Raw genomic sequence first — 25,471 nt, forward strand, 5'->3', positions numbered from 1 at the left:
GCTCACAACTTCAGGTCGAGCAACCCATCACCCAGATCCTCATCAGACAACGTCTGCTGGATCAGGGCCCGATGCGCCTGCTCGCTCCACAATTCGAACTTGTCGCCCATACCGAGCAATACCGCCTTCTTTTCAATGCCCACCGCACCGCGGTGGCTGGCGGGAATGCTGATACGACCGTTGCCGTCCAGCTCCAGGTGGGCGGCCGAGCCGACCAGCTTCTGCTGCAACAGGCGCACGACGCGCTGGGTGTTGGGCTTGGACATCACATCGTCGCGGACCCGTTCCCATTCCGACTCGGCATACAGCCACAGGCAGCCGGCTTCGAACGGGTTGTAGGTCAGGACAAGACGGTTGTTGCTGGCACGCGCGACGAGGTCGCGGTAGGCGGTGGGAACCGCCATGCGTCCTTTATCGTCAACTGTGATGGCCGTCTCGCCCTGGAACACGACGCGTGCACCCTTCCTTCGCCCGGTGAAACATTGAACCACGAAAACCCACAAAACACCCGGATTTCCCTCTGATGCCCACCTTAGCAGCGAGCCTAGGGTTGTCAACAACTTTTCAGCGGGGAAATCGCCAGCCGCATCAATGGCTTGCAGCAATGTTTAGAGAATTGTTCAAGGCTTATCCACAAGTTGCTGATCCGTCTCAATTTTTGAGATTGAACGGAAGTTCAGGGGCGTGCAGAGCGCGTGAAACATGGGCTGCGCATTCATCCAAAGCGGGCTGAAAGCGGCGTCTCACTGCGCAAACCGGGCACAATGACGCCATGTGCCTGCTTGCTCTTGGCTGGTTGCACCACCCGCACTGGCGGCTGGTCATGACCGGCAACCGCGATGAGTTCCACGCCCGTCCCACGGCGGCCCTGGCCCCCTGGCAGGACGAGCCGTCTCTCATCGGCGGGCGCGACCTGCGCTCCGGCGGGGGTTGGGCCGGCGTCAGTGGTGGCCGCATGGCCGTGGTCACCAACGTGCGCGACCCGCTGGCCGCCCAGGCGGGTCCGTCGCGCGGGGCGCTGGTGGCCGATTTCCTGCGTGGCCGCGAACCGGCCGCCGTGCATATGGACCGCTTGGCCGGCATCGCGGCCGCCTACGCGCCGTTCAACCTGCTGCTGGCCGATAACGACAGCCTGGAGTATCTGGGCAACCATCCAGCCGAACGCCAGACCCTGGGTCCGGGCGTGCACGGCATGTCCAACGGCGCCCTGGACGCGCCCTGGCCGAAGACCCGCAGGTTGATGGACGCCCTCTCGGCCTGGCTGCAACAAGACGGGGTCGGATCCCTTTCGCAGAGCGAAAGGGCCCGGACCCCGGATCTGACCCCGCTATGGAATGCCCTCGCCGACGAACACCGCCCCGCCGACAGCGACCTGCCCGACACCGGCATCGGCCTGGAGCGCGAGCGCTGGCTGAGCCCCGCCTTCATCCGCGGCGATGATTACGGCACCCGCGCCAGCACCGTGCTGTTGATCGACCACCAGGGCCACGGCGAAATGCACGAACGCCGCTTCGGCGCGCAGGGCGTATTCCTCGGCGAGCGCCACGTCGCGTTCTAGGTAGAGTCGAGCTTGCTCGACTGCCTGCATCATGCGTGAATGGACACGCGCCGGTAGATCCACGCCATGCGTGGATGGACACGCGCCCAGTAGATCCACGCCATGCGTGGATGGATACGCCGATACGAGAAATGGAGGCGGAGCCGGCCGATAAGCCGGGTTCTGTCGTGGACAGTCATTCCTCTAGGCGTTACGTCGCCGCAACGCTCAAGCAACCTACCCGGATCCAACGCGGGCCGCGCCAATGGATCCCTATTTGGTCTTGCTCCAGGTGGGGTTTGCCGTGCCGGTCTGTTACCAGACTCGCGGTGCGCTCTTACCGCACCATTTCACCCTTACCGGCCTTCCGAAGAAGACGTAGGCGGTATCTTTCTGTTGCACTTTCCGTCGGCTTGCGCCGCCCAGGCGTTACCTGGCACCTTGCCCTATGGAGCCCGGACTTTCCTCGGCACCCCCGAAGGGATGACGCGACTGTCTGGCCGGCTCCGCCAACGGGCATTCTAGCCTACGCAGGCCTTTTCTGCCGTGTTGATCGCGGCGCGCGGTTCATCCATCCACGCGTGGCGTGGATCTACAGTAGAGCCACGCCATGCGTGGCTGCGGCCATCCATCAACTTCCGTACAACGCCTTGCGCGGGGCACCCGTCAGTTCAGCGGCCAGCTTGGCTGCAGTGGACGGCGGCAGGTGTTCGCTCAGCTTGGCGTAGACGCGGCGGCCATGGGCCAGCTGCGCTTCCTCATCGTCGCCGGCGCCCTGCACCATCACCACGAATTCGCCCTTGCGCTGGTTCTCGTCCGCCTCGACCCTGGCCAGCAGGCCGGCCAGGTTGCCATCGAGCACGGTCTCGAACAGCTTGGTCAGCTCGCGCGCCAGCACCGCCGGGCGCTCGGCACCGAAGACTGCCGACATGTCGGCCAGCGACTCGGCGATGCGGTGTGAGGATTCGTAGAACACCATCGTGCGTACTTCACCGGCCAGCGCCTGCAGGCGGTCACGGCGGCCGCTGGCCTTGGCCGGCAGGAAGCCCTCGAAGCTGAAGCGGTCGCTGGGCAGGCCCGCCACGCTCAGCGCGGCGATGGCCGCGCAGGCACCGGGAATGGGGCTGACCTTGATGCCGGCCGCACGGGCAGCGCGCACCAGGCGGAAACCGGGGTCGCTGACCAGCGGGGTGCCGGCATCGCTCACCAGGGCCAGCGATTCACCGGCCTGCAGGCGCGCCACCAGGCGCTGGGCCAGAGCCTCTTCATTGTGCTCGTGCAGGGCCACCAGCGGCTGCTGGATGCCGAAATGGGACAGCAGCTGGCCGCTGCGCCGGGTGTCCTCGGCACAGATGGCCGCCACCGAACGCAGTACTTCCTGCGCGCGCGGGCTCAGATCGGCCAGGTTGCCGATCGGCGTGGCGACGACATACAGGGTTGGCACACTCATTTCAGCGGTACTCACGGGGCAAGGGTAGAATCGTAGCGTGTACCTGGCCAAGGCCGCTGCCCTCATCGCATGGACCCGATCATGAACAAGCCCGCCGCACGCATCTCCGCCCTGTCGTTGTCGCTGATGCTTCTGGCCGGTTGTGCCACCACCAGCCTCACCAGCGCCCCCGAATCGCCGGCCCAGAGCCAGGCGCTGGCACTGATCGAACAAGGCAAGCCGCGCGACGCCGCCCTGCAGCTGGAAGCGCAGGCCGCCACCCTGCGCGGCACGGCCCGCAGCAATACCCTGGCCGACGCGGCCTGGGCCTGGCACCTGGCCGGTGACAGCGCCCGCGCGCGCAGCCTGCTGGCCCAGCTGACCGCCCGCCAGCTGTCCGGCGCCAGCCTGCAGCGCTTCCAGCTGGCCAGCGCCGAACTGGCCCTGGCCGACAAGCAACCGTCGCAGGCCCTGGCCCTGCTGAAGGAGCACGGCGACAACGTGCACCCCAGCCTGCGCACCCGCTGGTACCTGGCCCGCGCCAACGCGCTGCAGGCCAGCGGTGACAGCTTCGCCGCCGCCACCGAACGCGCCCGCGCCCACGCCGGGCTGGCCGGCACGGCCCGCAACGAGAACCAGGCCGCCATCGCCGGCCTGCTGGGCACCCTGGACGATGCCACCCTGCGCAGCCGTGCCGCCGCCCTGCCGGCCAACGACCCGCTGTACAACTTCGCCGGCCGCGCGCTGATCGCCCGTGGCCTGCCGCTGCCGCGCCCGTTCGACCGCGATGGCGCGGCCCAGTTCGATACCAGCAAGCGCCCGCCGGCCATGAGCGATGGCTACCGCCCGCCAGCGAAGATTGCCGTGCTGCTGCCGCTCAGCGGCCGCCTGGCCACGGCCGCGCAGCCGGTGCGCGATGGCCTGCTCAGCGCCTACTACGGTGAAAGCCGCCGCCGCCCGGAAATCAACTTCTTCGATACCGCCGGCACGCCGGCCGGTGCGCTGGCCGCCTATGACAAGGCGGTGGCCTCCGGCGCCGATTTCGTGGTCGGCCCGCTGGGCCGCGACGAAGTGGACGCGGTCTACGGCCGCCAACCGCTGCAGGTGCCGGTGCTGGCCCTGAACCGTGGCAAGGATGCGCCGCCAGCCGGCAGTGCCGGTTTCTCGCTGGCGCCGGAAGACGATGGCATTGTCGCCGCCGAATACATGCGTGGCCGCGAGCGCAACCGCGCTCTGGTCGTCAACAGCAACGACGACACCGGCCGCCGCGCCGCCGCCGCGTTCGCCCAGCGTTTTGCCCAGCGCGGTGGCCAGGTGGCTGCCACGGTGGCCGTGGGTGACGCCGTTGGCGATATCGGAGCGCAGGTGCGCAACGCCGGCCAGATCGATGCAGTGTTCCTGGCCGTGCGCGCGCCGCAGGCCCGCCTGCTGGCGCCGCAGCTGGCGCTGGCCGGTGCCGGTGGCGCCACCCGCGTCGGCACCAGCCAGCTGACCACCGGCAGCGGCAAGGTCGAAGAAGACGTGGCGCTGGACGGCATCATCTACCCGAACGAAGCCTGGAACGTGCGCAGCGTGTCCGGCGTGCCGTCCGCTGCCCAAGTCGCGCAGACCCTGCCCAGCGCCCGCGGCGCGGCCAGCCGCCTGTTCGCCTTCGGCGCCGATGCCTGGAAGATCAGTGTCTACCTGGACAAGCTGGCCACCGAAGGCGGCCTCGATGGCGCCACCGGCACGCTGTACCTGGACAGCAACGGCAACATCCTGCGCCAGCCGGCATGGTCGACCTTCAGCGGTGGCCGGCCGATGCCGATCGCCGGTGGTCGCTGAGCACCTGCAACGGGGCTCGGCGGTGGAAGCCGCCGCCGAGCAGCATCTGCAGCAGGCCGGGTTGCAGCCGCGCGCACGCAACGTGCGTTATCGCGGCGGTGAACTGGACCTGGTGATGGATGACGCCGGCACCGTGGTGTTCGTGGAAGTGCGCTACCGCGCGCGTTCGGATTTCGGTGGCGGCGCCGCCTCGGTGGATGCCCGCAAATGTCGGCGCCTGGCTCATGCCGCGCTGCTGTACCTGCAGGAACATCCTGCCTTGGCTGATGCGCCCTGCAGATTCGATGTGGTGCACGCCAGCGGTGAACCGCCGCAGCTGCACTGGCTGCGGGATGCGTTCCGGCTGGATGATTGCTGATGGCTAGCCATTGCCGGCCAGCGGCCGGCACTACCCCGGTGCGTGACTGATGCCTTCGATCATCACCCATGCCGCCATACCGCTCGCGCTGTGGTGCGCGGCGGATCGGGGCCGCATCCCGCCGCGCCTGATGGTTGCCGGCGTGATCGCCGCCATGCTGCCCGATGCCGACGTGCTGGCGTTCGCCCTGCACATTCCCTATGCCGATGCCTTCGGCCATCGTGGCGCCAGCCATTCGTTCTTGTTCGCTTGCCTGTTGGCGGCGTTGGCGGCGGTGTTGGCGCTCTTTGGTAGCTGCCGGCCTTGGTCGGCGGGCGTGCGCCAACCAAGGTTGGCCTCTACCGTGCAAGCAGCGGCTTTCGTCTTCGTCTGCGCGGCCAGCCACCCGCTGCTGGATGCGATGACCTCCGGCGGGTTGGGCGTTGCCCTGGCCTGGCCTTGGAGCGAGCACCGCTTCTTCGCCCCGTGGCGACCGATCCGCGTTTCACCCTTCGCGCCGCAGTTCTTCAGCGCGCACGGTATCGCCACCCTGCTCTCTGAACTGCGCTGGGTGTGGCTGCCGCTGGCCGGCGCCGTTGTTGCCTGGAAACTGATCCAACCCGCCCCTGCTGTCCCGCGAGATCCGTCATGAGTACTGCCCTGCCCGCTGCCTTGGTTGCCGAACTGTCCGCCCTGCTGGGTGCCGATGGCTGGCGCATGGATGACAACGCGCTGGAGGCGAACGCGCAGGACAACTCGTGGCGCCACCAGCGCCCGGCTGCGGTAGCGCTGCCAGCAGATATCGAACAGGTGCAGGCCCTGGTGCGCGCCTGTCGCACACACGGCGTGGCGCTGGTCGCACGGGGTGCAGGCACCGGCACCACCGGTGCTGCCGTGCCGCTGCCCGGCAGCATCGTGCTGTCGTTCACCCGTATGGACCGCATCGTGGAGATCCGTGCCGGCGACCGCTGCGCCGTGGTGCAGCCCGGCGTGCTCAATGGAACACTTCAGCAGGCGCTGGCACCGCACGGCCTGTTCTGGGCACCGGACCCGTCCAGCGCGGAGATCTGCAGCGTCGGCGGCAACCTCGCCTGCAACGCCGGTGGCCCGCGCGCGGTCAAGTACGGTACCAGCCGCGACAACGTATTGGGCCTGGTGGCGGTGACCGGCACCGGCGAGGTGATCCGCTGTGGTGGCGCCTACACCAAGGATTCCACCGGCTACGACCTCACCCACCTGCTGGTGGGCAGCGAAGGCACGCTGGCGCTGATCGTGGAAGCCACCTTGAAGTTGACCCCGGTGCCGGTCAGCCAGGCCGGCCTGCGCGTGCTGTACCGCGATGCAGATGCCGCGGCCGCCGCCGTGTCGCGACTGATGTCACAGCCGGTGGTGCCCACCCGCCTGGAATTCATGGACGCCCGCAGCCTGGAGCTGCTGCGCCTCAACGGTGCGGAAGTACCCGAAGCTGGCGCGATGCTGCTGGTGGAAGCCGATGGTGACCACGACACCCTGCCCTACCTGCTGCAGGCACTGGCCAGCGCCGCCGAAGGCGACGGCATGATCGAACTGGACGTGGCGATGGAAGGCCGCGCACGCGACCAGCTGTGGGCAGCTCGCAAGGCCTTGTCACCCGCACTGCGCACCGTCGCGCCCGGCAAGATCAATGAAGACGTGGTGGTGCCGGTGTCGCGCATCCCGGAACTGGTGGCGGGTGTGCAGGCGTTGGCGCGCGAGTACACACTGACCATCGTCACCTTCGGTCATGCCGGCAACGGTAACCTGCACGTCAATATTCTTTACCACCCGGATGACGCCGACGAGAACGCACGCGCGCATGCCGCGCTGCCGAAGATCTTCGAACTGACCTTGGCACTGGGTGGCACGCTGTCCGGCGAACACGGCATTGGCCTGGCCAAGCGTGATTTCATGGCGCAGGCATTCACCCCGGCCACGCTGGCGGCGATGCGCGCGATCAAGGCCGCGCTGGACCCTGATGGGATTCTCAACCCGGGCAAGGTGCTGCCGCCGGTGTGAGGCCAACAATTGCACCCACCGCGCTGTAGAGCCGAGCCCATGCTCGGCTGCTCTCCGTTCTGATCACGATGCATCCGCGCTTCGCGCGGTGAGCCGAGCATGGGCTCGGCTCCACAGGGGGCTGCGTACCGACCCCGGTATTGCCGCTTACCAGGCCATGCGCACGCCCACCTGGCCACCCACGTTGCGGTAGCCATGGTCACCACGCTTTACGCTCAGCCCGCCCCATGCACCCCAGCGCTGGCCAAGCTTCAACTCGGCACCGGCCTGCACTTCATAGCGATTGCGCGGCACATCCGCGCCCAGCGTGTCATCGTTGAACTGCAACGTGCTGGTACCGCTGCCGCGCAGCCAGTTCACGCCCAAGTACGGCTGCACGGTGTTGCCGGCTGCAGTGCCGTGGCCGAACACACGCACGCCCAGGCGCCCGCTCAGGCCACCCGCATCCGCATCGTCGACAGCCGTGCCATTCGTCTCCACGTGGCGATCCGCACGGTAGTCTGCATACGTCAGCTGCAGCTGCGGCTGCACGTAAAGCGCACTGCCAGCATCCTGCCACACATTGAACGTATGGCCCATTTCCAGTGACGCAGTGGCCACACGCGAATCATAGTGCTCCGGCTCCAGGCCAATACCCTGCACACGGTTGTCGAAGCGGCCGAACTGCACGGTCGCATCCACATAGGCACCGCTGGTTCCTTCCGCATCCTGCATCCAGGTGCCGTACACGCCCAACGCAGTGCCACGGACACGCCCCTTGGCGCTGTAGCCGGTCAGTTCGGAGACCACACTGCTGTCAGCGCGCCCGTTGCCCAGCATCACACCGAACGCGGCGTTGCCACGACGCAGCAGATCACTGCCGACCTGCAGCACCGACGTGTTGCCATCCACCGAAAGCTGACCACCGACTGCGCTGAAATCGGCCTGCTGGCGCCCCACGCGTGCCCACGCGGTTCGACCCTCGTCCAGCGACACGCCGCCAATACGATCATTCAGACGATGGGCAAACATGTTGATGGCGGCCGACTGGTTGGCGAGGTAGGCACCCGGCTCCGGGCGCAGAACCGGTGGCGGCAGGATCGGGTCGACGATGCCGCCGCCATCCTCACCTTCGCCACCCTCAATCGGGTCCGGGCCCGGATTCACCACGCATCCCGGCGCACCCGGGTCGTCTTCGCAGACATCAAACCACTGCGAGCGCAGGTACCAGTTCCCGTCCGCAGGGTCGGTCAATCCACCCTGGAACAGGAAGTACTCATAGGAACCACCCACCGCGCGCCCAGCCAGGGCGTAGGTGGCCAGCGACGCGCCATGCACCTCGATCAGCTGGATGCCGTCGGTCGTCTGGGCACCCACGCCGCCGATGTTCTTCACCACGATGCTTGCATCTCCTGAGGTACCCCCACGCACATGCAGGCGATCGAAGGCGCTGACATCGCCGCCCAATGCGCCCTGGAACAGGAACGTCGCGCCCTCGCTGTGCAGATCGCCGTCCACGGTGAGCGTATTGAAGCGGCCACTGCCGTCGGACAACGCCACGCCGCTGTTGCGCACATCCAGCTCGCCCACCGTAGCGTCGCCGGTCAGTGTCCACTGGCTACCGCTTTCAATCGTCATCGTCTGCACCAGGTCGGAAGACCCCTGCCACAGCGAGCCGTCAGCCAGGCGCACGTGTACATCGGACTGCGGCACCAGACCGGCATCCTCGTCTTCGGGGGTGATGACGATGTCGCCGACCATCTGCGAACCACCCTGGACGACCACATCGAAGCGACCCGCCACCGCCGCATCCAGCGCGATGGCGATGCCGTTGCCACCGGATACGTAGGCGTTGTTGGACAACGTCAAACCCGGTTCACGGCTGCTCCGCACCCAGACACCCCCATGCTGGGCACTCACCAGCGAACTACCGTCGATACCCAAGCTGCCGTTGTCATTGATCACTGCAGCCCACGCGCCCTCACCCTCGGTGAGGACATGCGTACCGGTCAACGTCATCCCGCCGGTGCCACCTGCCAGCACACCGTACGCCTCGCGACCCTCGGTGCGGATGATGCTGTCGTCCAGGTGGATGCTGCCGCCCTTGCGTGCCACGGCACCAATCGCGCCGTCACCCGACGTTGAGACCTGTGTGGCGTGCGCGCTGATGACCGGACGCTTTCCAAAGGAGGTGAAATCCGCGTAGAGACCATGGCTTGATTCGCCCTGCGTGGTCACATCCACCGAATCCAGGTCGACCGTTCCGCCACGCGCGTCGATACCCACCGCTCGATTCCCTTCGCTCACGACCGAGCTGCGCGTCATTGTCAGCGTCGAATCGGAAAACTGGACGACAGTGCCCACGCCATTGCCGGTGCTGATCAGCGTGGTGTCTACAACGCTGACGGTATTCCCTCGACCATTGACGTCCAGAGCGATGAAGTTGGCCTTCACGTGACTGCCCGCCAGGTCGAGCTGGTTGTTGTCGGCAAGATGGATGGCCGAATCGCCCTCGATCGTCACGTTGGTCAACGCCAGATTCGCCGCAGTTCCACGCACGGCGGTGCTGCCCGCGCCCATGGCCGAGATGGAGCCACCGGTCATCGAGATTTCGCCGCCACCACCGAGGCCGACCGCCCCCGCGCTGCGCATGAAAACGTTCACATTGTCGAGAGTGGCTCGGCTGCCGACATGCGCGATGACACCCATGCCAGTGCCTTCATTCCTCACATCGGTCGCAGTCAATCGCAGCTCACCACCGGCAGTTGCCAGTGCTGTGGTTGCACCAGAACCGGTGCTGACCAGCGTGGATCCGTTGAGTTCGATGCGGCTGCCGGCACCTTCGGCACGGGCGGCGGATGCACCGCCACCGCCTGCGCTCACGTGGACCGGGCCAAGCGGCACAATGCTGCCACCATTGAGTGCGTGGAATGCATGGTCTCCAAATCCGCTCACGTGGTACTCGCCAGCGGCCGGCGTTTGTTCATCACCGTCGGCGATGATCTGCTGTGCGTGTGCCCTGACAGGAATCGCAGCGGCAAGCGCGGCGGCAAGGCCCAGCGCCAACGCTGAGTGGGGAATCGGATGGGATCGCATATTGACGGTCTCCTGGTGTCGAGACCGGCATGTTGGATGTCGTGTTTCGCGCCCACCATCCAATTCGTTGCAACATCGGCTGCGACATCATGCCGCAGCCGCACTGTAGCGCCGAGCCCGTGCTCGGCCGCCCGGTCAGATCGCCATGTACCCGCGCTTTGCGCGGTGAGCCGAGCTTGGGCTCGGCTCTACAGAAATCCGGGTACCGGAGGAGCGGAGGTCGGATCCCGGCACCATCGCTTACCACGCCATGCGCACGCCCAGCTGCCCAGCCACGCTTCGATAGTCATCATCGCCGCGTTGCACGCTTGCACTGCCCCATGCGGCCCAATGCGTTCCCAACTGAAGCTCGGCGCCTGCCTGCACCTCATAACGATTGCGCGGAACATCCGCGCCCAACGTTTCGCCGTTGAAGTCCAGGCTGTTGGTGCGTGGTCCACGCAGCCAGTTCAGCGCCACGAACGGCTGCACGACGGCGCTGCCTTGATTGCTACGTCCAAACAGGCGAAGCCCCGCGCGTCCTTCCAGCCCCCCCGCCTGATCGTTGTCCACGACCGTACCGGTCGCTTCAACGTGACGATCCGCACGATAGTGCACATGCCCCAGCTGCAACTGGGGCTGCAGGTACAGGATGGACGCCGCGCCCTTCCACACAGGCACCGTGTATCCGGCTTCAAGCGAACCCAGCGTGGCGCGCGAATCATAGGTTTCCCGGGCAAGACCATCGCCCTGCACCCGGTTGTCGAAGCGTGCGAACTGGATGCTGGCATCCAGATACAGTCCGTCGCCCTGCGCCGGGTTCTGTCGCCAGGTGCTGTAGACACCGGCTGCGGTGCCGCGGATGCGTGCCCTGGCCTGATACTCGGTCAGGTCCGAGGTGACGTCATGGCTGCCGTAGCCACGGCCCAGCATCACGCCAAGATTCCAGCCCTCGGTCTGCAGCAGGTCACTGCCCAGCTGCACCACCGATGTGCCGCCTCTTACCGAAAGCTGCCCGCCCAGCGTGGTGAACTGCGGCTGCTGCCGCACCACACGCACCCACGCATTGCGCCCTTGTGCGAACGCCGGCTCACCCACACGATCATGCAACCGATGCTGGAACATGCCCAGCGCTGCCACCTGGTTGGCCAGGTAGGCTCCCGGCTCCGGCCGCAGCACGGGGTCAGGGTCAGGGTCAGGGTCAGGGTCAGGGTCAGGGTCTGGTCCGGGGCCCGGATCAACCGGGGTGCAGCCCGGCGCTTCCGGATCCACTTCACAGGGGTCGCTGGCCACCGAACGCAGGTACCAGTTTCCTTCACCACCGGTGACACCGCCCTTGTGCAGGAAATACTCATGAAGGCCGGCCACGGCCCGGCCCACCAGTGTGTAGGTCGCCAGCGAGGCACCATCCACCGCGATCAGCTCAATCCCATCGGTGGTCGCTGCGCCGGCGCCCCCTGTGTTCACCACGCGGATGCCTGCATCACCTCGGGTATCGCCCTGCACATGGATGTGACCCAGCGCCGAATCATCGCCCCCCAAGGCGCCACTGAACTGGAATGTCGCGTTGCTGCTCTGGAGATCCCCCGAGATGGCCAGCGTACTCATGCCACCGGTGCCGTCGCCACTGAGCAGCAGGCTGCCGTGGTCCACCTCCAGCGCGTCGATCTTCGATGCCCCACGCAGTATCCATTGGCTGTCCCCGTCGAGCGTCACGCCCTGGGCCAGCACCGTGCCCCCCGTCCACAGCGAAGCGCCGGACAGAGCCACCTGCACCTGTGACTGCGGTACCAGCCCGGCGGCCACGTCATCCGGATGCAGGGCCACGTCGCCCTCCATCTGTGCGCCGTCCTGCAGACGCACGTTGAAGGGACCCGCCACCGCCGCATCCAGCGCCAGTGCAATGCCGTTGCCACCGGCCAGCCGCGCCCCGTTGGCCAGCACCAGTTCGCTGTCGCGACTGCTGCGCAGCCACAGGCCACCGCCCTGTGCACTTACCAGTGAGCCGCCATCTATGGTCAGGCGACCGTTGTCTTCCACCCTTCCAGCCCAGGCATCCGTCCCTTCCGTGCGAACGTCGGTATCGGTAAGCGTCAGGGCCCCTCGCCCGCGTGTCAGTACACCGGTGGCACCCGCACCGCGGGTGACGACCTCGCTGCCGCTCATGTTTACCGTCGCGCCGGAACGCACCACCACACCCGTAGCAGTATCGCCCTCGGTTGTAATCGTCGTGCCCTGCACGTTCACCGTGGGCACCTGCCCCAACAGGCTCGCATCCGTATACAGGCCATGAGCATTGGCGCCCACGCTCTGGATGCGGCTGTCCTGCACGTCAATGGCGCCTGCGCGAAGATCCACCACGGGCGAACCAGTGGCCTCGCCCTGCACGACGCTGTTGCGCAGCGTCAGCGTTGAATTTGCATAGACCATCACGGTTGAGAACCGGTGGCTGAGCAGTGTTGTGCCGTCCACCGTGACCGTGTTGCCTGTTCCGTTCACGTCCAGTGCAACCATTTCTGCATCGACGCTGCCACGGCTCAGATCAAACGTCACGCCATCGCGGAGAAAGATGCCGGTGTCGGCCTGCATCTGCACATCCGTCAAACGTGCCCGCGCACCGGTCATATCCACGGCTTTGCTGCCTGATGCCAGGGCATGGATGCTGCCACCGGCCATGTCGACCCGGCCACCTGCACCAAGACCCACCGAATTCGATCCCCGCATGTCGATATCGACATTGAGCAGGCTGGCCTGCGAACCCACCTGTGCCACCACGCCCAGCCCAACGCCGCCTCCGTCGTGCACCACCTGGCTGTCGGTCAGCTGCACAACGCCAGCGGCATCGGCCAGTACCACGGTACTGCCCGCAGCACGGCTGAGCAACGTGGCATCACTGACAATGGCAAAGGACTCCACACCGCCCTGCCCGGTGGCGCGCACGGCGTTGGCGTTGCTGCCCTCCACCACGACCTGTCCGCCACGGAACGTCAGCTCTCCCAGCTCGCTGGCATACAGACCATGGGCGCTCAGGCCACGGACAAGGATATCGCCGGCGGAAAGGGTCACCCGCCCGCCCTGTGCCACAACGCCATGACTGCGCGCGCCACTGGTTTCCAGCGTCACGCCGGATGCATCCAGTTCACCGTCGACGGCCGCCAGGCCCCACGCGTCCGCCCCCGTGGTGGACACCTCTGCCCCGGCCAGGGTGATGCGGCTGCCGGCCCCCTCGGCATAGGCACCGGCATCGCCGGCGCCACTGGTCTGCAGCACGACCGCCCCCAACGGGGTGATGCTGCCGCTGTTGAGGGCATGGAAGGCGTGGCCTGACGCCGTCTGGTAGGTGCCCGCCGGTGGCGTTTCCTGGGTGCCATCGGCCACCACCTGTTGGGCGGAGGCAGGAAGGGACGAAAGCACGCTGGCCAATGAGAGACCCAGCACATGTAACGCGTATCGACGCCTTTGCATGACAGCCTCCACAAGGGGAAAAACCGACATACGACGGAATGAACGGCTGCGGCACGTGGTCTCCCGTTCAGAAAAGGGGACACGCTGCACCGGTACGATCATTCGCGGCAGGTGATGCCATTGTGAAGGCCGTGCGATGCCATGTGCGTCACCAGTAATCGATGTGCAGTATCGCCTCGCCCTTGATCACGCCGGGCTTCAGTTCATCCGCCACCCGGAAGTAGCGTGCTGTATAGGGAAACTCATGTACGCCACCTGCACCCGGGTTGAAGAACCACGGTGTTCCGAACTGCACTTCCCGGCCCGCGCTGAGGAGTTGCACGCGCACTCCTTCGGCGCTGGAGTCTGCGGTTGGCGTCAGCAGACTGCCGGTATTGCCTGGATCGCCCGCATCCAGCAGCACCATGTCGGCACGTGGGCGTGCAACGCCGCAATCCATCCACAACGAGATGGGTTTTTCCCTGGCCGTATCGCCAGGAGTAATTAGATCGGCAGCAGCGACATCCTGCAGCACCTCGGAGACATCACGCATGCGGCAGGTGGTGGGCGGGAAGGCAATCGTGATGTCCACCGGCACCGTCACATCGAACGTGGGATGGCTGCGTTCCACGATGTGGACCGATGCCAGCGTCTGCGTATCGCGCATCTTCTGACCGCGGCTGAACATGAAGGCATTGATGATGAAACTGTCGCTGCTGTTGCGGATCGGGTAAGTCAGCGTGTTGTCGCCCAGCGCCAGCGGCAATCGTGGGCCGTCATAGGTGGTAGCAAAGCCGATCAACGGGGAATCCGGGCCGGTTTCGTACAACGGCAACGGGCCATCCACCGGCCAGACAGGCACATCATGCAGATCCATGACCCAGCGCAGACCCGGCCCCTGGATGTTGACCGCCATCTGCAGATCGCCACCCACCGGACACCCGCTGTAGCTGACGTTGGTGCCGCCATCCACCAGCATGTGGATCTCCTCGCGGTAACCGGGCTTCTGCCTGTCCTCAACGATGGGCCAGGTGATGGTGGCGGTACAGGCCTGCGCCAGGCCCGGCAGCAGCGCCGCCACCAATACCGGCAGCGCCATGCGGCAGCTGCGCCGATGCAGGCACACGGGCACGAGGGAACGAGAGCGATCGGTCATCTTCATTTTTCCTGTTCAACGCAAGGTCGGTACTTCGCGGTGCGCCCTGTGGCAACACGGGGTCGTGCATCACCAGTAGTCAACGTTCAAAACTGCTTCGCCCTTGATGGTGCCGGGCACCAGCGCATCGCTGGTGCGGATATAGCGCGCGGTGAACTGATGGTCATGCACGCCGCCCACACCCGGATCGAAATCCCAGGTCTGGCCGAACTGCACTTCAGCGCCATTGCGCAGCAGCTGCACGCGCACGCCTTCGGCATCGGAATCGGCCGTAGGCGTCAGCTGGCTGCCGGTGTTTGCAGCATCGCCGGCATCACTGATCGTCATCCGCGCACGCGGCGGGTCCACGCCGCAGTCCATGCGGATGGCGACCAGTTTTTCCTTCGCCGTGGAGCCTGGTACGGAAAGTTCTGCCGTCTGCACGTCCTGCAGGGTTTCAGCCTTGTCCTGCAGGTGGCAGGTGGTGGCGGGGAACGTCAGATCCAGCTGCACGATCGACTGGTGATCAATTGAGGGTTCCGATGGCGCCCGCAACGTGATCGAACCCGTCATGGTCGGCGGCGTTCGCATGCGGCCCCCACGGGAAAAGACAACTGCCCAGTACTGGATCGCATCCTCATTCACTGCGCCCCCGGCCATCTCGAACAGTCCGGGCACCTCCTGACCCACACGAAGTGGGCCGTCTGCAGAACTGGCGACATGGTGGTAGAAAATCACCAGCGGGGCGTCGGGGGCGGCCGCATATGCAGGATAGGCCTGTCCTCTGAAGGTGATGTCGCCTTCATAGGTGAGGCCGGGCATCTCCAGCGTCATGAAGACCGGTACGTCCCGCTTCCCGGGGCAGTCTCTGAAGGAACGCGCGGCAACCTTCTGGTCAAACTGCACCCTGCCCGCGTCCGGGTACGTGGCATACGTCTTGTCCAGCAGCAGGTCGCGGTTGATGCCGTACTCAACACAGGCGACTGCACTGCCTGCACAGAACAGCAGCCCCAACAGCGACGTGGCTAGCAACCTGCGTACGTGGCGCTGGACGGGACGCGTGTCAGGGGCGGTGTTGGCGTTCATATCAGTCTCCTCGGGGGCACGTTCGAGCCAGAAACAGCTCACTCGTAATCGGCGGTAACCACGATCTCGGTGGAAACTTCACCGGCGCTCGGGGCGGTGGCCGCCGGCAGGTGGTACGCCGCACGCAGGTCATAGCGCGCGGTGGCACCGGTCACCGGCACATCGATGCCCGTGTCGCCGTCCTTCAGATAGGTGGTGCCGGTGGTACCGGCCAGCAGCGCAACCGATACGCCGGCCGCCGGATCGGTGGCGGCGGTGTTCTTCCAGCGATCCGCATCACCGTCGGCCGGCGTACCGGAGAACGACAACACCGCCTTGTTGACACCCACGCAGCCGTTGAACTCCAGCACACCGGCCTTGATCTGCGCGTCGGCGCCGGGGGTCAGATCGCTGGCCTTCACTGGGTCCAACGCAATGGGCGCTGCGGTGAGCGTGCAGGTACCGGGCAGAACGCGCCCGGTAATGGTCAGGGTGGCGCTGTCGGCCAGGGCCAGCGGTGCAGCGGCCAGCAGCACGGTGGACAGGGTGAGTCGGTTGATCAGGTTCATGGGGTACTCCAAGGTGAAAGAAGAAGTCGGGATCAGGGGGTTGATTCGCTTGCTGCATCCAGTGCGGCCTGCAGGCCGGGGCTTGGCTTCGGCAGCGGCGTGCACACTGCCTGGCTCCACGACAGCCCATAGGCATCGGGCGCATCGGGGGTGCTGTACTGCAGGCGGCAACGGTTGGGGCCTTCAGGGTCGACAATCAGCTCACCCTGTTCCGGTGCGCCGCGCAGCTGGATCACGCCGCCCTGGCCAACCGCACCGTAGGCACGGCCGCTGTCGTCCTCGATGCGCGCGGCAAACGGCAGCGGTTGGCCCAGCGCATCGGTGGCGTCGATGAACAGCGTGCGTTCGCGCTTGGCATTGAACGCCACGCGCACGATGCTGCCCGCCGTGGGTGCCACCCGCTGCGAGGTCTGCAGCAGCTCCACGTCCATCGGCAGGCCCGAAGGATCCAGTTCGATCTGGTTCCAGCGGTAGGGGCTGACATGCGGCAGCAGCGCGTAGCCATTGCGGCCGATGCGGACATCATCGCCATAGCCGATGCGTGCACCCTGCGCACCGTCGGCCTGCACCAGCGCAAAGCCATCACCCACGGGGGCGCCGAAATTGATGCCATCCCGATGCAGCACCACGCTGCCCGCCGCACTGGCATTCACGGCGCTGTAGTCGCCCGAGCGGCTGTAGCCGGCGGTCACCGTGCCGTGGCCACCGCGATAGGTGGCATATGCACTGGTGCTGCGCTGGCCACCGCTGCCGTCGCTGGCGCCCACGCTGTAGCTGAGCTGCTGCGATTCGCCCAGGGTGCCGCTCAGGCCCAGCTGGCCCTGTTCGCCACGGGCAGAATGGGCCAGCTGCGTGCTCAGGCGCGGTGCGCGCGGCGCCGTGCCCAGCGGAATACTGAGGCTGGCGGTGTAGCGCGTATCCTGGCGGCCGTCACCCAGGCGGTAGCGCATGGCAGACAGGCTGTAGGTGGCGCGGCCGATGCTGCTCTGGAAGCGCAGCTGCAGATCGTTCTGCTGCGGGGAATCGCCCCAGTAGCGCACATGGCCGCCACTGAGCGACAGACTGCTGCGCTCGCCCAGGCGCTGCGAGAAATTCACCTGGAAGCGCTGGCGCGCGCGGCCAGCGTGGCCCCAATCGTCACTGCGCGACAGCGCAAAGTCGTTCAGGGTCATATAGCCACGCGTGCTGTAGCGATGCGCGGCCAGGCCGAAGTTGGTGCCGGTGGCAGCCACGTAGCGCTGGTAGTTCAACCGGAAGCTGTTGCCGGTCACCTGTTCGCCGTTACCCAGGCGCGCACGCGAGTGGGTCACATCGGCACCGAATGCACCAATGGGCGTGTTGACTGCGCCACCGAACAGCGCCGCCTGGAAATCCTCGGCGATCTGCACGCCGCCCAGCGCGGTGAAATGATTGCTGATGCCACGCGCGTAGGTGCCTTCGGCGAACCGCAGCGTCTGGCGCTCGCCACGCGCGTCGCGCAGCTCACCGGCAGTGGCACTGAAGCGGCTGGCGCCCGGGCGCAGTGCCTGCGGTACCGCGGAGAAGTTCACGGTGAATCGCTGGGTGCGGCCATCGGCTTCGGTAACGGTGACCTCCAGATCACCGCCGAAGTTGGTCGGGTACAGGTCCTCGATGGAGAACGGCCCCGGGGCAACGCTCACCTCGTGGATGATGTTGCCGTTCTGGCGGATGGTCACCAGCGCATTGCCCTCGGCAATGCCCTGCACCACCGGCGCGAACCCACGCAGGGAATCGGGCAGCATGCGTTCATCGCTGGCCACGCGCGCGCCGGTGAACGACAGCGATTCAAACAGCTCGCCCCCGGTATTGCCCTGGCCCAGCAGCAGCTGGCTGTTCCAGGCAGGAAGATCGCGCTGCAGGTAACTGCTGATCACATCGTGGCGGGTGCCATGGCTGCTCTGGTTGAAGGACGAACGGTGGCGCAGGCGCCAGGCCCCCAGGTTCAGGCCGGTGTTCAAGCCCAGGTAGGTCGCGTCCTGGCCCTGCGCGCGGTTGTGGTTGACGTTGTAGTCGAAGAACGCAGCGGTAACGCCATGGTCGCGCTGGTCCGGTGCCACGTAACCGCGTGCATTGCGCGCCTGTGCGGCCTGCGGCACGTTCACCAGCAGCTGCAGGTTGCCTGCGTCGAACTCCACGGTGGCGCCTTCCACCAGCGCAGGCAATGCAATGCAGCCCTCTGCATCTTCCTGCAGATCGGCCAGGTAGCTGTCCTTCAGGTTCAAGCGTCCCAGCAGCGCCATCGGCAGGCAGGGCGTGGCACCCACCGGCGCCGGTGCTTCGACAAAGCGGATGTCGCGGTTCTCCAGGAACTGCCCGTTCACCACCACGTCCAGCGGATAGTCGCCCGGCTCCATCGGGTTGCCCTGCGCATAGCGCTGCATGTCGATGGCTTTGCCACCAATCAGGAACCCTTCGCTGAACTGCAGTGGCTCACCCTCGCCGGCACGGGCATGGCTGGCCACTGCCATGGCCATCGCAACAGCAATGGCCACGCCCAGCGGGCGGCTGATCGGATGGCAATGATTGCGGTAGGGGAAGGCGCGCTTTTGCATGGCAAACGTCACTCGATGAGGCCAAAGCCGACATCGCTCGTAGTCGAAGTGGGCCGAAGCGTAGACAGCCCACCGCCGCCTTCCCATGCAATTTGTTGCAAAGCGACACCCCGGAACGAAAAGACGCGGGGTTCGGTGAATGCGCTGTTTTATGACGATTCAGCGTTGTTTGCACGATCCAACAAGGGTCAATCGAATGCGTTGCAGATCGCATACCTCCCGCCTGCGACCGGCTGTCGCAGGGGCGAATGCCGTTTCCTGACCGCGCGCTTTACCGCAAGCACGAACCCGCACACCGCACAAGCACCTTGCAACTAATTGCATGTTCCCGGCGCCCATGCCCGGGAACACTGTGCCCATCCGCTGGCACGCCCGATGCGGATTCATTGATCCCCTTTCAAAGGACATCCGTATGTCGAACACGTTGAACATGATCGTTGCCGGTGCGCTCGCACTGGCTGTTTCCCCCGCCGCCTTCGCTGAAAAGCTGGAGATCACTGGCGAACTGATGACCAGCACCTGCGCCGTGGATGCCGTGGGCGGCACCATCACCGTGGCGATGGGCAAGGTCGATGTTGCCTCGGTCAATGCGGCCGAACGCGCTGGCATGAAGAACTTCAGCATCCAGCTGGACTGCACCGGCTCCGGCGCATCGCAGGACGTGGGCGTGCGCTTTGGTGGCACCCCGGATGGCAGCACCGGCAACCTGGCCCTGAACCCGGGTCCGGATGCGGCAGATCGTGTGGGAGTTGCGTTGTACGACGCTTCGGGCAACCACCAGAAGCTGGGTGAGGACCCGCTGCAGTGGGTGACCATTCCGGCCGCCGGCAAGGGCCAGCTGGATTACAGCGCGTGGTACGCCTCGCCGGGCCAGAACGCTACCGCCGGTGTCGCCAATGCGTCCGGCGACTTCGTGGTGCTCTACAAGTAACCCCATCTGCACGCCGGCCCAGGGACGGGCCGGCACGCACTCAACCGAGGTATCTGCAATGAAGTTCCGTGCAATGACGTGGATGACCGCGCTGCTGGCTGGCGCATTGGCGCTGCCGGCATCGGCAGCGGTAACGCTGCAGGGCACGCGCATCGTGCATGACGCAGCCAAGGGCCGCGACGTGACCGTAAAGGCCACCAATACCGGTGAGCAGGCGGCGATGGTGCAGGTCTGGATCGACGATGGCGACAGCCATGCGCGCCCTGAGAATGTGCGTACGCCATTCCGGCTGACCCCGGCCGACCCGCGCCTGCTGCAGGCGCACCAGGGCCAGGCCTATCGCATCACCTACGCGCCGCGCCCATCGGAAGCACCACTGCCCACCGATCGCGAATCGGTGTTCTATTTCAATCTGCTGGACATTCCGCCCAAGCCCAGCGATGCCAGCGGCAAGAATCTGCTGCAGTTCGCGGTGCGCACGCGGGTAAAGCTGTTCCATCGCCCTGCCGGCCTGCCCGGCAACGCGCGCGATGCAGCAGCCCAGCTGCAGTGGCGCGCCGAGGGCAACGCGCTGCAGGTGCGCAATCCCACGCCGTACCACGTAACGCTCAGCACGCTGACGCTGTCTGACGGGCGCACGGTGGAGGTGGACATGGTGGCACCCGGAGCACAGGTACGCCTGCCGCTGCCGGCCGGCTCGGCGATGCCGACCACGGCCAGCTTCACCTGGCTGGATGACTACGGTACGCCGCGCGAGGCCGAGGCACGTATCGAGCGCTGATCGCTGCGTTGTGCGACGCGCTCTCTGTAGAGCCGAGCCATGCTCGGCTGTTGTCCCGCCAGATCGCGATGCATCACGGTAAGCCGAGCATAGGCTCGGCTCTACAGGGACGCCGTGCGAACTCTGACGCATTCGCCTCACTCTGCATGGCGACAATTCGCGCCCATACGCATTACAACAACTTTGAATTTAAAACTTTTCTGATTGGTACAGCAGCACTCCTGTGCGCATGATGGATGGCCACCGACAACGGGTGGCACGGGCTTGCAATCCCGTTAGGTTGATGTGTTTGGTTACGCTTGCCTGTCGGCGTCGCTCATCCCTCGGGCGACGTCGACAGGCATTCTGTCCGCGCTTACATGGCGGGCGGTGCGTGGGGGCCTCGTGCCCGCCGGCGCTTCTACATCAACCTCCGGTATTGCAACCACGCACCGTCCGCCACCCTCGCTGTTAAGCGGGGTGGCTTCTTTGCCGCATGCATAAGGAGGCCGCCATGACCCAGTCAACCTACCCGCACCTGTTCGCCACCCTCGGCGAAGCCGCCACGCGCCTGCCTGACGATCTGGCGCGCACGCTGGAACGCACCTTCGAAACCCTACTGGAGGGCCAGGCCCCAGGCAGCATCACGCTGCTGGCCTGCCTGCAGCACATCCGCCAAGGCGATGGCGCCGATGGCCAGCCGTGGCCAGGCGATGGCCGCACTCCCGGGCAGCGGCTGGCACTGGCCCGTATCGACCGCGCCAACGGCGGGTTGTCCTTCCTGCTGGAACTGCTGCACGCCACCGAACGCGTGCGCGTGGATGGCGAGGTGGGCCAGCAGGTGGGCGATGACATGCGCGAGCGGTTGCTGCTGGCCTGCCGTGGGCTGGCCGAGTATGTGGATGTGCAGCTGCACGCTGCGGTCTGACCCGCGCTGTCGCTTCTGTAGCGCCGAGCCACACGCGGCTGCTTCCGGGTCTGACCACGAAGAAGCCCGCGCGTTGTGCGGGAGCCGAGCATGGCTCGGCTCTACACGAAACTGCCGGCCTAGGGGTTGGCGTCGAACACCAGGGTCATGTTGCCTTCCCAATGCGAGGAGGGCCTGTCCACCATCTTCTCGACCGCATCGCGATTGGCAATGAAGCGCAGCACCGAACGCCGGTCGCGCACGTAGCCCTCCGGCGTGAATCGCGGCGCCAGGGTGTCATCGGGCACCATGGCAGAGAACTGCGCAGGCTTGCCGTCTTTCAGGTTACGCATACCGGGAATCGTTACGTCCACGTCCACCGGCACCACGGTATCACTGTCGGCATGTCGGATGCCGCAACGCCTATCGACTTCATGCTCGCACCGCATCTTAAGACTGAAATCCATGGAGCTTGTTAGGTAAAACGGGAGCTCCTGGCGCAGTGTGGCAGGCGTGATGCCGTGGTCCACCCACCGACCCCAGCCGCCATCTGGCGCCAAGGTTACGCGTGGATGCTCACTGGGAAAGCGTAACTGGAAATCGTGGATGACATCGAATTCGAAGTCGAGGCGGATGTAACGGATGCCGGTAATGTTGTCGCCCAGATCAATGTGATTCGGCCCAGTGCCAATCTCCCAGGCAGGAGACGCTGTGTAACGGCCTTCCTGCAGCGTCATGGCACTCGGCAGGCGCACGTCGATGCCTATACCGACATTCCTGTAGACGTAGGTACGATCGCCGCGTGCGACTGTGCTGTAGCAGGCCTGAGGATTCTGCGGATCGCGCACACCCCAGCCGCCGGTAGAAAAACCAACACCACCTGCGCCGCGAATGGCGGTGCATCCTCCGCTGATCCCGTAGTACCAGGGATCTTGGCCACGGGTGAAGTCCAGCCGCAGTGACATGGCAACAAAGCTGACCGATGCCTGGAACGTATGGCCGTTCTGGGTATTGGTGAAAGTAACCAGGCGTGGCGCTGGAAAGCCAATGTAGGTCGTGTTACGCCTCGACGAATTATCGCCGTCACCACTCTTTCGCCAATACTCGCGATTGCCCAGATCGAAGATGTAGGCATCACGCCTTTGGCATTCCGTCGGCCGCCAGTTGCAGAAGGCACCGCGCGGAGTAGTGTTCTCGAACTCAGTGTTGTTGGGATCCAGGGCGTTGGGGCGGAAACGACCTGTAACGGTCTTGGCCACTGTCTGCGCTTCGGCCACAGGTACCCAGAACACGGCAATCAGAATGAATAATGCGGTCAGCAGTTTCATGTTCGTTTCCTGAAGAGAATGCGTGCGCGGGCGCTCAATGCGCCGCCACTGCGGGCGGACAGCCCACCAGGCCCACCATCAGTACGTCACCCTCGCGCGGGTACTGGCCCTCTTCCAGGGTCAATGTGCAGCGGGTCAGGTTTGGGTACTGCAGTTCAACAATGGGCGCGCGGGCGCTCAGTTCCAGCGTGAAGAAGCCGGCATCCTCGCTGACACTGCGGCTGGCGTGGTTGATGACCTGGACGCCGCGCACCCCATTGCCGTCGGCATCCACCACCTGGCCGAGTACGGTGAAGGTGCGCAGCACATCGATACTGGCGTGCATCACCCCCCCCTTGTTGAGGTGGTAGCTGACCGTGGCCGGCTGCACCACCGCTGCCGGTGCGGCACGGCCCTGGAAGTCGAACCGCACATGACCGGCGCGGTAGGCCGTGACCGGCACGAAGTTGCGCCCAGTTCGCAGCGCCACGCCCCCTCCCTGGCTGTCGTCGGCACGCAGCGCAAGTTCCGGATAGTCGCTGCTCACATCCACGATGATGCCGGTATCCACACCACCACTGCGGCCTTGGCCCAGCACGGTCGCATGGCCGCCGCCGAACACCACAGTACTGTCCAGGTTGGCACTGCCGCTGGTGCGGCCGTCAGACTGCTGCAACTGCACGTCTCCTTCCAACAACGAGCTCTGCAGGTAGGCGCCGGCGTTGGCACTGACGCCACCGCGCTCGGCGCTGATGGAGCCGTGCACACTGCGCAGCAGCGGACTGTCCACGCGTTGGGTAGCGCTCGCTGTGATGTAAGCGTCGCGGCTGCCCTTCTCGCCTGTTCGACTGCCCACGCTGCCGCTGTAGCTGCGCGCATCGCTGCCCAGCGAAAGGCTCAGCGTCAGATCGATGCCACGCTGGCGGCGGTACTGGGTGAAGCGGCTGCCAGGGCGGTCATACACACTGACACGCCAGTTGGCGTCGTGGCGACCAAACAGGGTTTCGCGGCGGCCGTAGGACACATCGATACCGGTGCCACGAGTATGCCCAGAGGTGCGCGCCACGCGCAGGCTGGCATTGTCTCGGTGGCTGAAGCGATGGTTGACCGAGACGGCAGTGCTGTCCTGCCACCCGCCACGTGTTTCCCAATGTGGCGGACCGCCATTGCCGCGCAGCACGCGCTGACGCTCTTCGGCCCAGCTGCGACCGTGATTGAGGACCACCGAACCGGCACGATAGCGATACAGCGCTTGCAGATCCATGCCACGCCCGGCATCGCGCGAGGTATAGAAATTGGTGTAGGTACTTAGCTTCTCACTGGCCTGCCAATCCAGCGAGACCGCGCCGGAGCGCCGCTCGCCCACCTGTTGCACGGCCACGCCCGCCACGGCACGGGGGTGCACCAGGTAGTTCACCACTGCACCCGCAGCAAACGCACCCTGCTGGGCCACCTCGCCCTTGCTCAACAGGCTGCGCTGCTGGGCGGCAAAGGCGCTGTAGCGCCAACGGCGGGTAGGATCGCGCCATTGGCTGGGCTTATGAATACCGGCGGATTCGCGCGAGACTTCCTGCCCATCTTCCACCACCCGTAGTTCGACGTCGTAGATACCGCCAGGCAAGCGGCGGGTGTCGATCTCCTGGATGCCCGGCTTCACTGCCTGCGTGGACAGCAGCTTGCCGTCGCGGTAGATCTCCACCAGGCCCTCGCGGCTGGCAGTGACATAGACCGGGTACACGCTGGCGCTGCGGGTATCGGCCAACAGAATGTCGGACGAACCCACCATCAGGCCCAGCGCGGTATCGTTCTCGGCGCCCGGGGCCCGCGGCTGACGGGTAATACCTTCGAAGGTCGGCAAAAAGTAGCCGACGCGCACAAAGTGATCACCCAGCTCGCGCTGTGCATACAGCGCGCTCAGATAATGCTCGGCGGTACCGGCCTGCGCGTAGTACTGGTAGCTGCCAAGAGTGGACCAGTGGCCTACGCTGCCACGCAGATCTGCACTGTAGCGGGCAGCCGTCTGCTGACCCTGTCCACCGTGCACGGCCACACTGTTGCGCACGATCAAGCCATGGCTGCCATCCTGCGGCAAAACAATATGACGGCCTTCTTCGTTGGCACCACCAGGGGTGAGCAGGCTCAGCAGCGAGCTTGCCAGGCTGTAATGCAGCGCGGCCAGACCACGGCACGACGTGCTGCAGACGCCCAGCGCCATCGGCTCGGCCAACTGCTCTGCCCAGCGCGCGCGTTCGGTTTCCGGCCAGGGGCTGTCATGGCTGTCGCCAAAGCCGATGACCTGCACGCGGTTGTCATCGTGCAGCATCACTTCGGCATCGCCCAGATAGCGGCCATCCAGCTCGACGCGCACTGTCAGCGGGCTGCCGAACAGATGATCGCGGAACTCGGCCGGCATGCGCTGGCGCTGCTCCAGCAGGCTGGGCAGCTCGCCCGCCGCCAGCCCGGCTGCGTGAGCAGAGGCCGCTGAAAGCGCAGCGATGACGGCGATGGTCAGCCGCCGGATCGGTGTGCGTGAGGTGAGAGTGCGCGATGTCATCATGTCATCCG

Annotated in this window: 19 protein-coding genes and 1 other RNA gene; 9 read left to right on the forward strand and 11 right to left on the reverse strand. The window is 65.7% G+C overall.

The window, feature by feature from the left end; translation table 11 throughout:
• Positions 1 to 2: 2 nt before the first annotated feature.
• Positions 3 to 404, reverse strand: coding sequence for a division/cell wall cluster transcriptional repressor MraZ (locus ACM2ZB_RS11735; protein ID WP_008266948.1), 402 nt, complete (start codon positions 402 to 404; stop codon positions 3 to 5).
• 368 nt (positions 405 to 772) lie between these two features.
• Between ACM2ZB_RS11735 and ACM2ZB_RS11740 the strand changes: the two genes are divergently transcribed.
• Positions 773 to 1,558, forward strand: coding sequence for an NRDE family protein (locus tag ACM2ZB_RS11740; protein ID WP_416055543.1), 786 nt, complete (start codon positions 773 to 775; stop codon positions 1,556 to 1,558).
• A gap of 135 nt (positions 1,559 to 1,693) precedes the next feature.
• On the opposite strand, the gene rnpB is transcribed toward ACM2ZB_RS11740, so the two are convergent.
• Together rnpB and rsmI are read right to left on the reverse strand one after the other, a co-directional pair.
• Positions 1,694 to 2,045, reverse strand: an RNA gene (gene rnpB, locus ACM2ZB_RS11745) — RNase P RNA component class A.
• Positions 2,046 to 2,168: 123 nt separating this feature from the next.
• Positions 2,169 to 2,987 carry a 16S rRNA (cytidine(1402)-2'-O)-methyltransferase gene (gene rsmI / locus ACM2ZB_RS11750; protein WP_416055544.1) on the reverse strand — a complete coding sequence of 273 codons (819 nt, stop codon included), beginning with the start codon at positions 2,985 to 2,987 and terminating at the stop codon, positions 2,169 to 2,171.
• 81 nt (positions 2,988 to 3,068) lie between these two features.
• Between rsmI and ACM2ZB_RS11755 the strand changes: the two genes are divergently transcribed.
• The 4 genes from ACM2ZB_RS11755 to ACM2ZB_RS11770 are packed head-to-tail and all read left to right on the forward strand — an operon-like array spanning position 3,069 to position 7,161.
• A complete protein-coding gene (locus tag ACM2ZB_RS11755; RefSeq protein ID WP_416055545.1) occupies positions 3,069 to 4,790 on the forward strand; it encodes a penicillin-binding protein activator in 1,722 nt (573 codons plus the stop codon).
• The gene (locus ACM2ZB_RS11760) at positions 4,780 to 5,148 is read left to right on the forward strand and encodes a YraN family protein (RefSeq protein ID WP_416055546.1); all 369 of its coding nucleotides are present in this window, start codon (positions 4,780 to 4,782) and stop codon (positions 5,146 to 5,148) included. Before ACM2ZB_RS11755 ends, ACM2ZB_RS11760 begins: the two co-directional genes overlap by 11 nt.
• A gap of 49 nt (positions 5,149 to 5,197) precedes the next feature.
• Positions 5,198 to 5,779, forward strand: a complete 582-nt coding sequence (locus tag ACM2ZB_RS11765) for a metal-dependent hydrolase (RefSeq protein ID WP_416055547.1) — start codon at positions 5,198 to 5,200, stop codon at positions 5,777 to 5,779.
• Positions 5,776 to 7,161 carry an FAD-binding oxidoreductase gene (locus ACM2ZB_RS11770; protein WP_416055548.1) on the forward strand — a complete coding sequence of 462 codons (1,386 nt, stop codon included), beginning with the start codon at positions 5,776 to 5,778 and terminating at the stop codon, positions 7,159 to 7,161. The genes ACM2ZB_RS11765 and ACM2ZB_RS11770 overlap by 4 nt, the downstream gene beginning before the upstream one ends.
• A 147-nt stretch (positions 7,162 to 7,308) precedes the next feature.
• Here ACM2ZB_RS11770 and ACM2ZB_RS11775 read toward each other — a convergent pair whose 3' ends face one another.
• Positions 7,309 to 9,792: an autotransporter outer membrane beta-barrel domain-containing protein gene (locus ACM2ZB_RS11775; RefSeq protein WP_416055549.1), complete on the reverse strand. Its 2,484-nt coding sequence runs from the start codon at positions 9,790 to 9,792 to the stop codon at positions 7,309 to 7,311.
• A gap of 39 nt (positions 9,793 to 9,831) precedes the next feature.
• On the opposite strand from ACM2ZB_RS11775, the gene ACM2ZB_RS11780 reads away from it, so the two are divergent.
• Positions 9,832 to 10,212: a hypothetical protein gene (locus ACM2ZB_RS11780; protein WP_416055550.1), complete on the forward strand. Its 381-nt coding sequence runs from the start codon at positions 9,832 to 9,834 to the stop codon at positions 10,210 to 10,212.
• A 264-nt stretch (positions 10,213 to 10,476) separates the two neighbouring features.
• Here the strand turns inward: ACM2ZB_RS11780 and ACM2ZB_RS11785 are convergent, their stop codons facing one another.
• The 5 genes from ACM2ZB_RS11785 to ACM2ZB_RS11805 all read right to left on the reverse strand — a co-directional run bounded on the left by ACM2ZB_RS11785 (position 10,477) and on the right by ACM2ZB_RS11805 (position 19,001).
• Complete coding sequence (locus ACM2ZB_RS11785) at positions 10,477 to 13,680, reverse strand: autotransporter outer membrane beta-barrel domain-containing protein (RefSeq protein ID WP_416055551.1); 3,204 nt, start codon at positions 13,678 to 13,680, stop codon at positions 10,477 to 10,479.
• Positions 13,681 to 13,828: 148 nt separating this feature from the next.
• On the reverse strand, positions 13,829 to 14,815 hold the full coding sequence (locus tag ACM2ZB_RS11790; protein ID WP_416055552.1) for a fimbrial protein: 987 nt from the start codon (positions 14,813 to 14,815) through the stop codon (positions 13,829 to 13,831).
• A gap of 69 nt (positions 14,816 to 14,884) precedes the next feature.
• Entirely contained in the window at positions 14,885 to 15,880 is a 996-nt protein-coding gene (locus ACM2ZB_RS11795; protein WP_416055553.1) for a fimbrial protein, read from the reverse strand.
• Positions 15,881 to 15,918: 38 nt separating this feature from the next.
• Positions 15,919 to 16,428, reverse strand: coding sequence for a fimbrial protein (locus ACM2ZB_RS11800; protein ID WP_416055554.1), 510 nt, complete (start codon positions 16,426 to 16,428; stop codon positions 15,919 to 15,921).
• Between the two features lie 32 nt (positions 16,429 to 16,460).
• On the reverse strand, positions 16,461 to 19,001 hold the full coding sequence (locus tag ACM2ZB_RS11805; protein WP_416055555.1) for a fimbria/pilus outer membrane usher protein: 2,541 nt from the start codon (positions 18,999 to 19,001) through the stop codon (positions 16,461 to 16,463).
• Between the two features lie 412 nt (positions 19,002 to 19,413).
• Between ACM2ZB_RS11805 and ACM2ZB_RS11810 the strand changes: the two genes are divergently transcribed.
• From ACM2ZB_RS11810 to ACM2ZB_RS11820, 3 genes are all read left to right on the forward strand, one after another.
• Positions 19,414 to 19,932 carry a fimbrial protein gene (locus tag ACM2ZB_RS11810; protein ID WP_416055556.1) on the forward strand — a complete coding sequence of 173 codons (519 nt, stop codon included), beginning with the start codon at positions 19,414 to 19,416 and terminating at the stop codon, positions 19,930 to 19,932.
• A gap of 58 nt (positions 19,933 to 19,990) precedes the next feature.
• Entirely contained in the window at positions 19,991 to 20,713 is a 723-nt protein-coding gene (locus ACM2ZB_RS11815) for a molecular chaperone (protein WP_416055557.1), read from the forward strand.
• A gap of 493 nt (positions 20,714 to 21,206) precedes the next feature.
• Positions 21,207 to 21,620: a hypothetical protein gene (locus tag ACM2ZB_RS11820; RefSeq protein ID WP_416055558.1), complete on the forward strand. Its 414-nt coding sequence runs from the start codon at positions 21,207 to 21,209 to the stop codon at positions 21,618 to 21,620.
• Positions 21,621 to 21,739: 119 nt separating this feature from the next.
• Here ACM2ZB_RS11820 and ACM2ZB_RS11825 read toward each other — a convergent pair whose 3' ends face one another.
• Together ACM2ZB_RS11825 and ACM2ZB_RS11830 are read right to left on the reverse strand one after the other, a co-directional pair.
• Positions 21,740 to 22,927 (reverse strand): hypothetical protein, encoded by a 1,188-nt coding sequence (locus ACM2ZB_RS11825; protein WP_416055559.1) that lies wholly within the window; start codon positions 22,925 to 22,927, stop codon positions 21,740 to 21,742.
• 34 nt (positions 22,928 to 22,961) lie between these two features.
• Entirely contained in the window at positions 22,962 to 25,460 is a 2,499-nt protein-coding gene (locus ACM2ZB_RS11830; RefSeq protein ID WP_416055560.1) for a TcfC E-set like domain-containing protein, read from the reverse strand.
• Positions 25,461 to 25,471: the final 11 nt, after the last annotated feature.

This window comes from Stenotrophomonas maltophilia (assembly GCF_047782825.1).
Lineage (GTDB): Bacteria > Pseudomonadota > Gammaproteobacteria > Xanthomonadales > Xanthomonadaceae > Stenotrophomonas.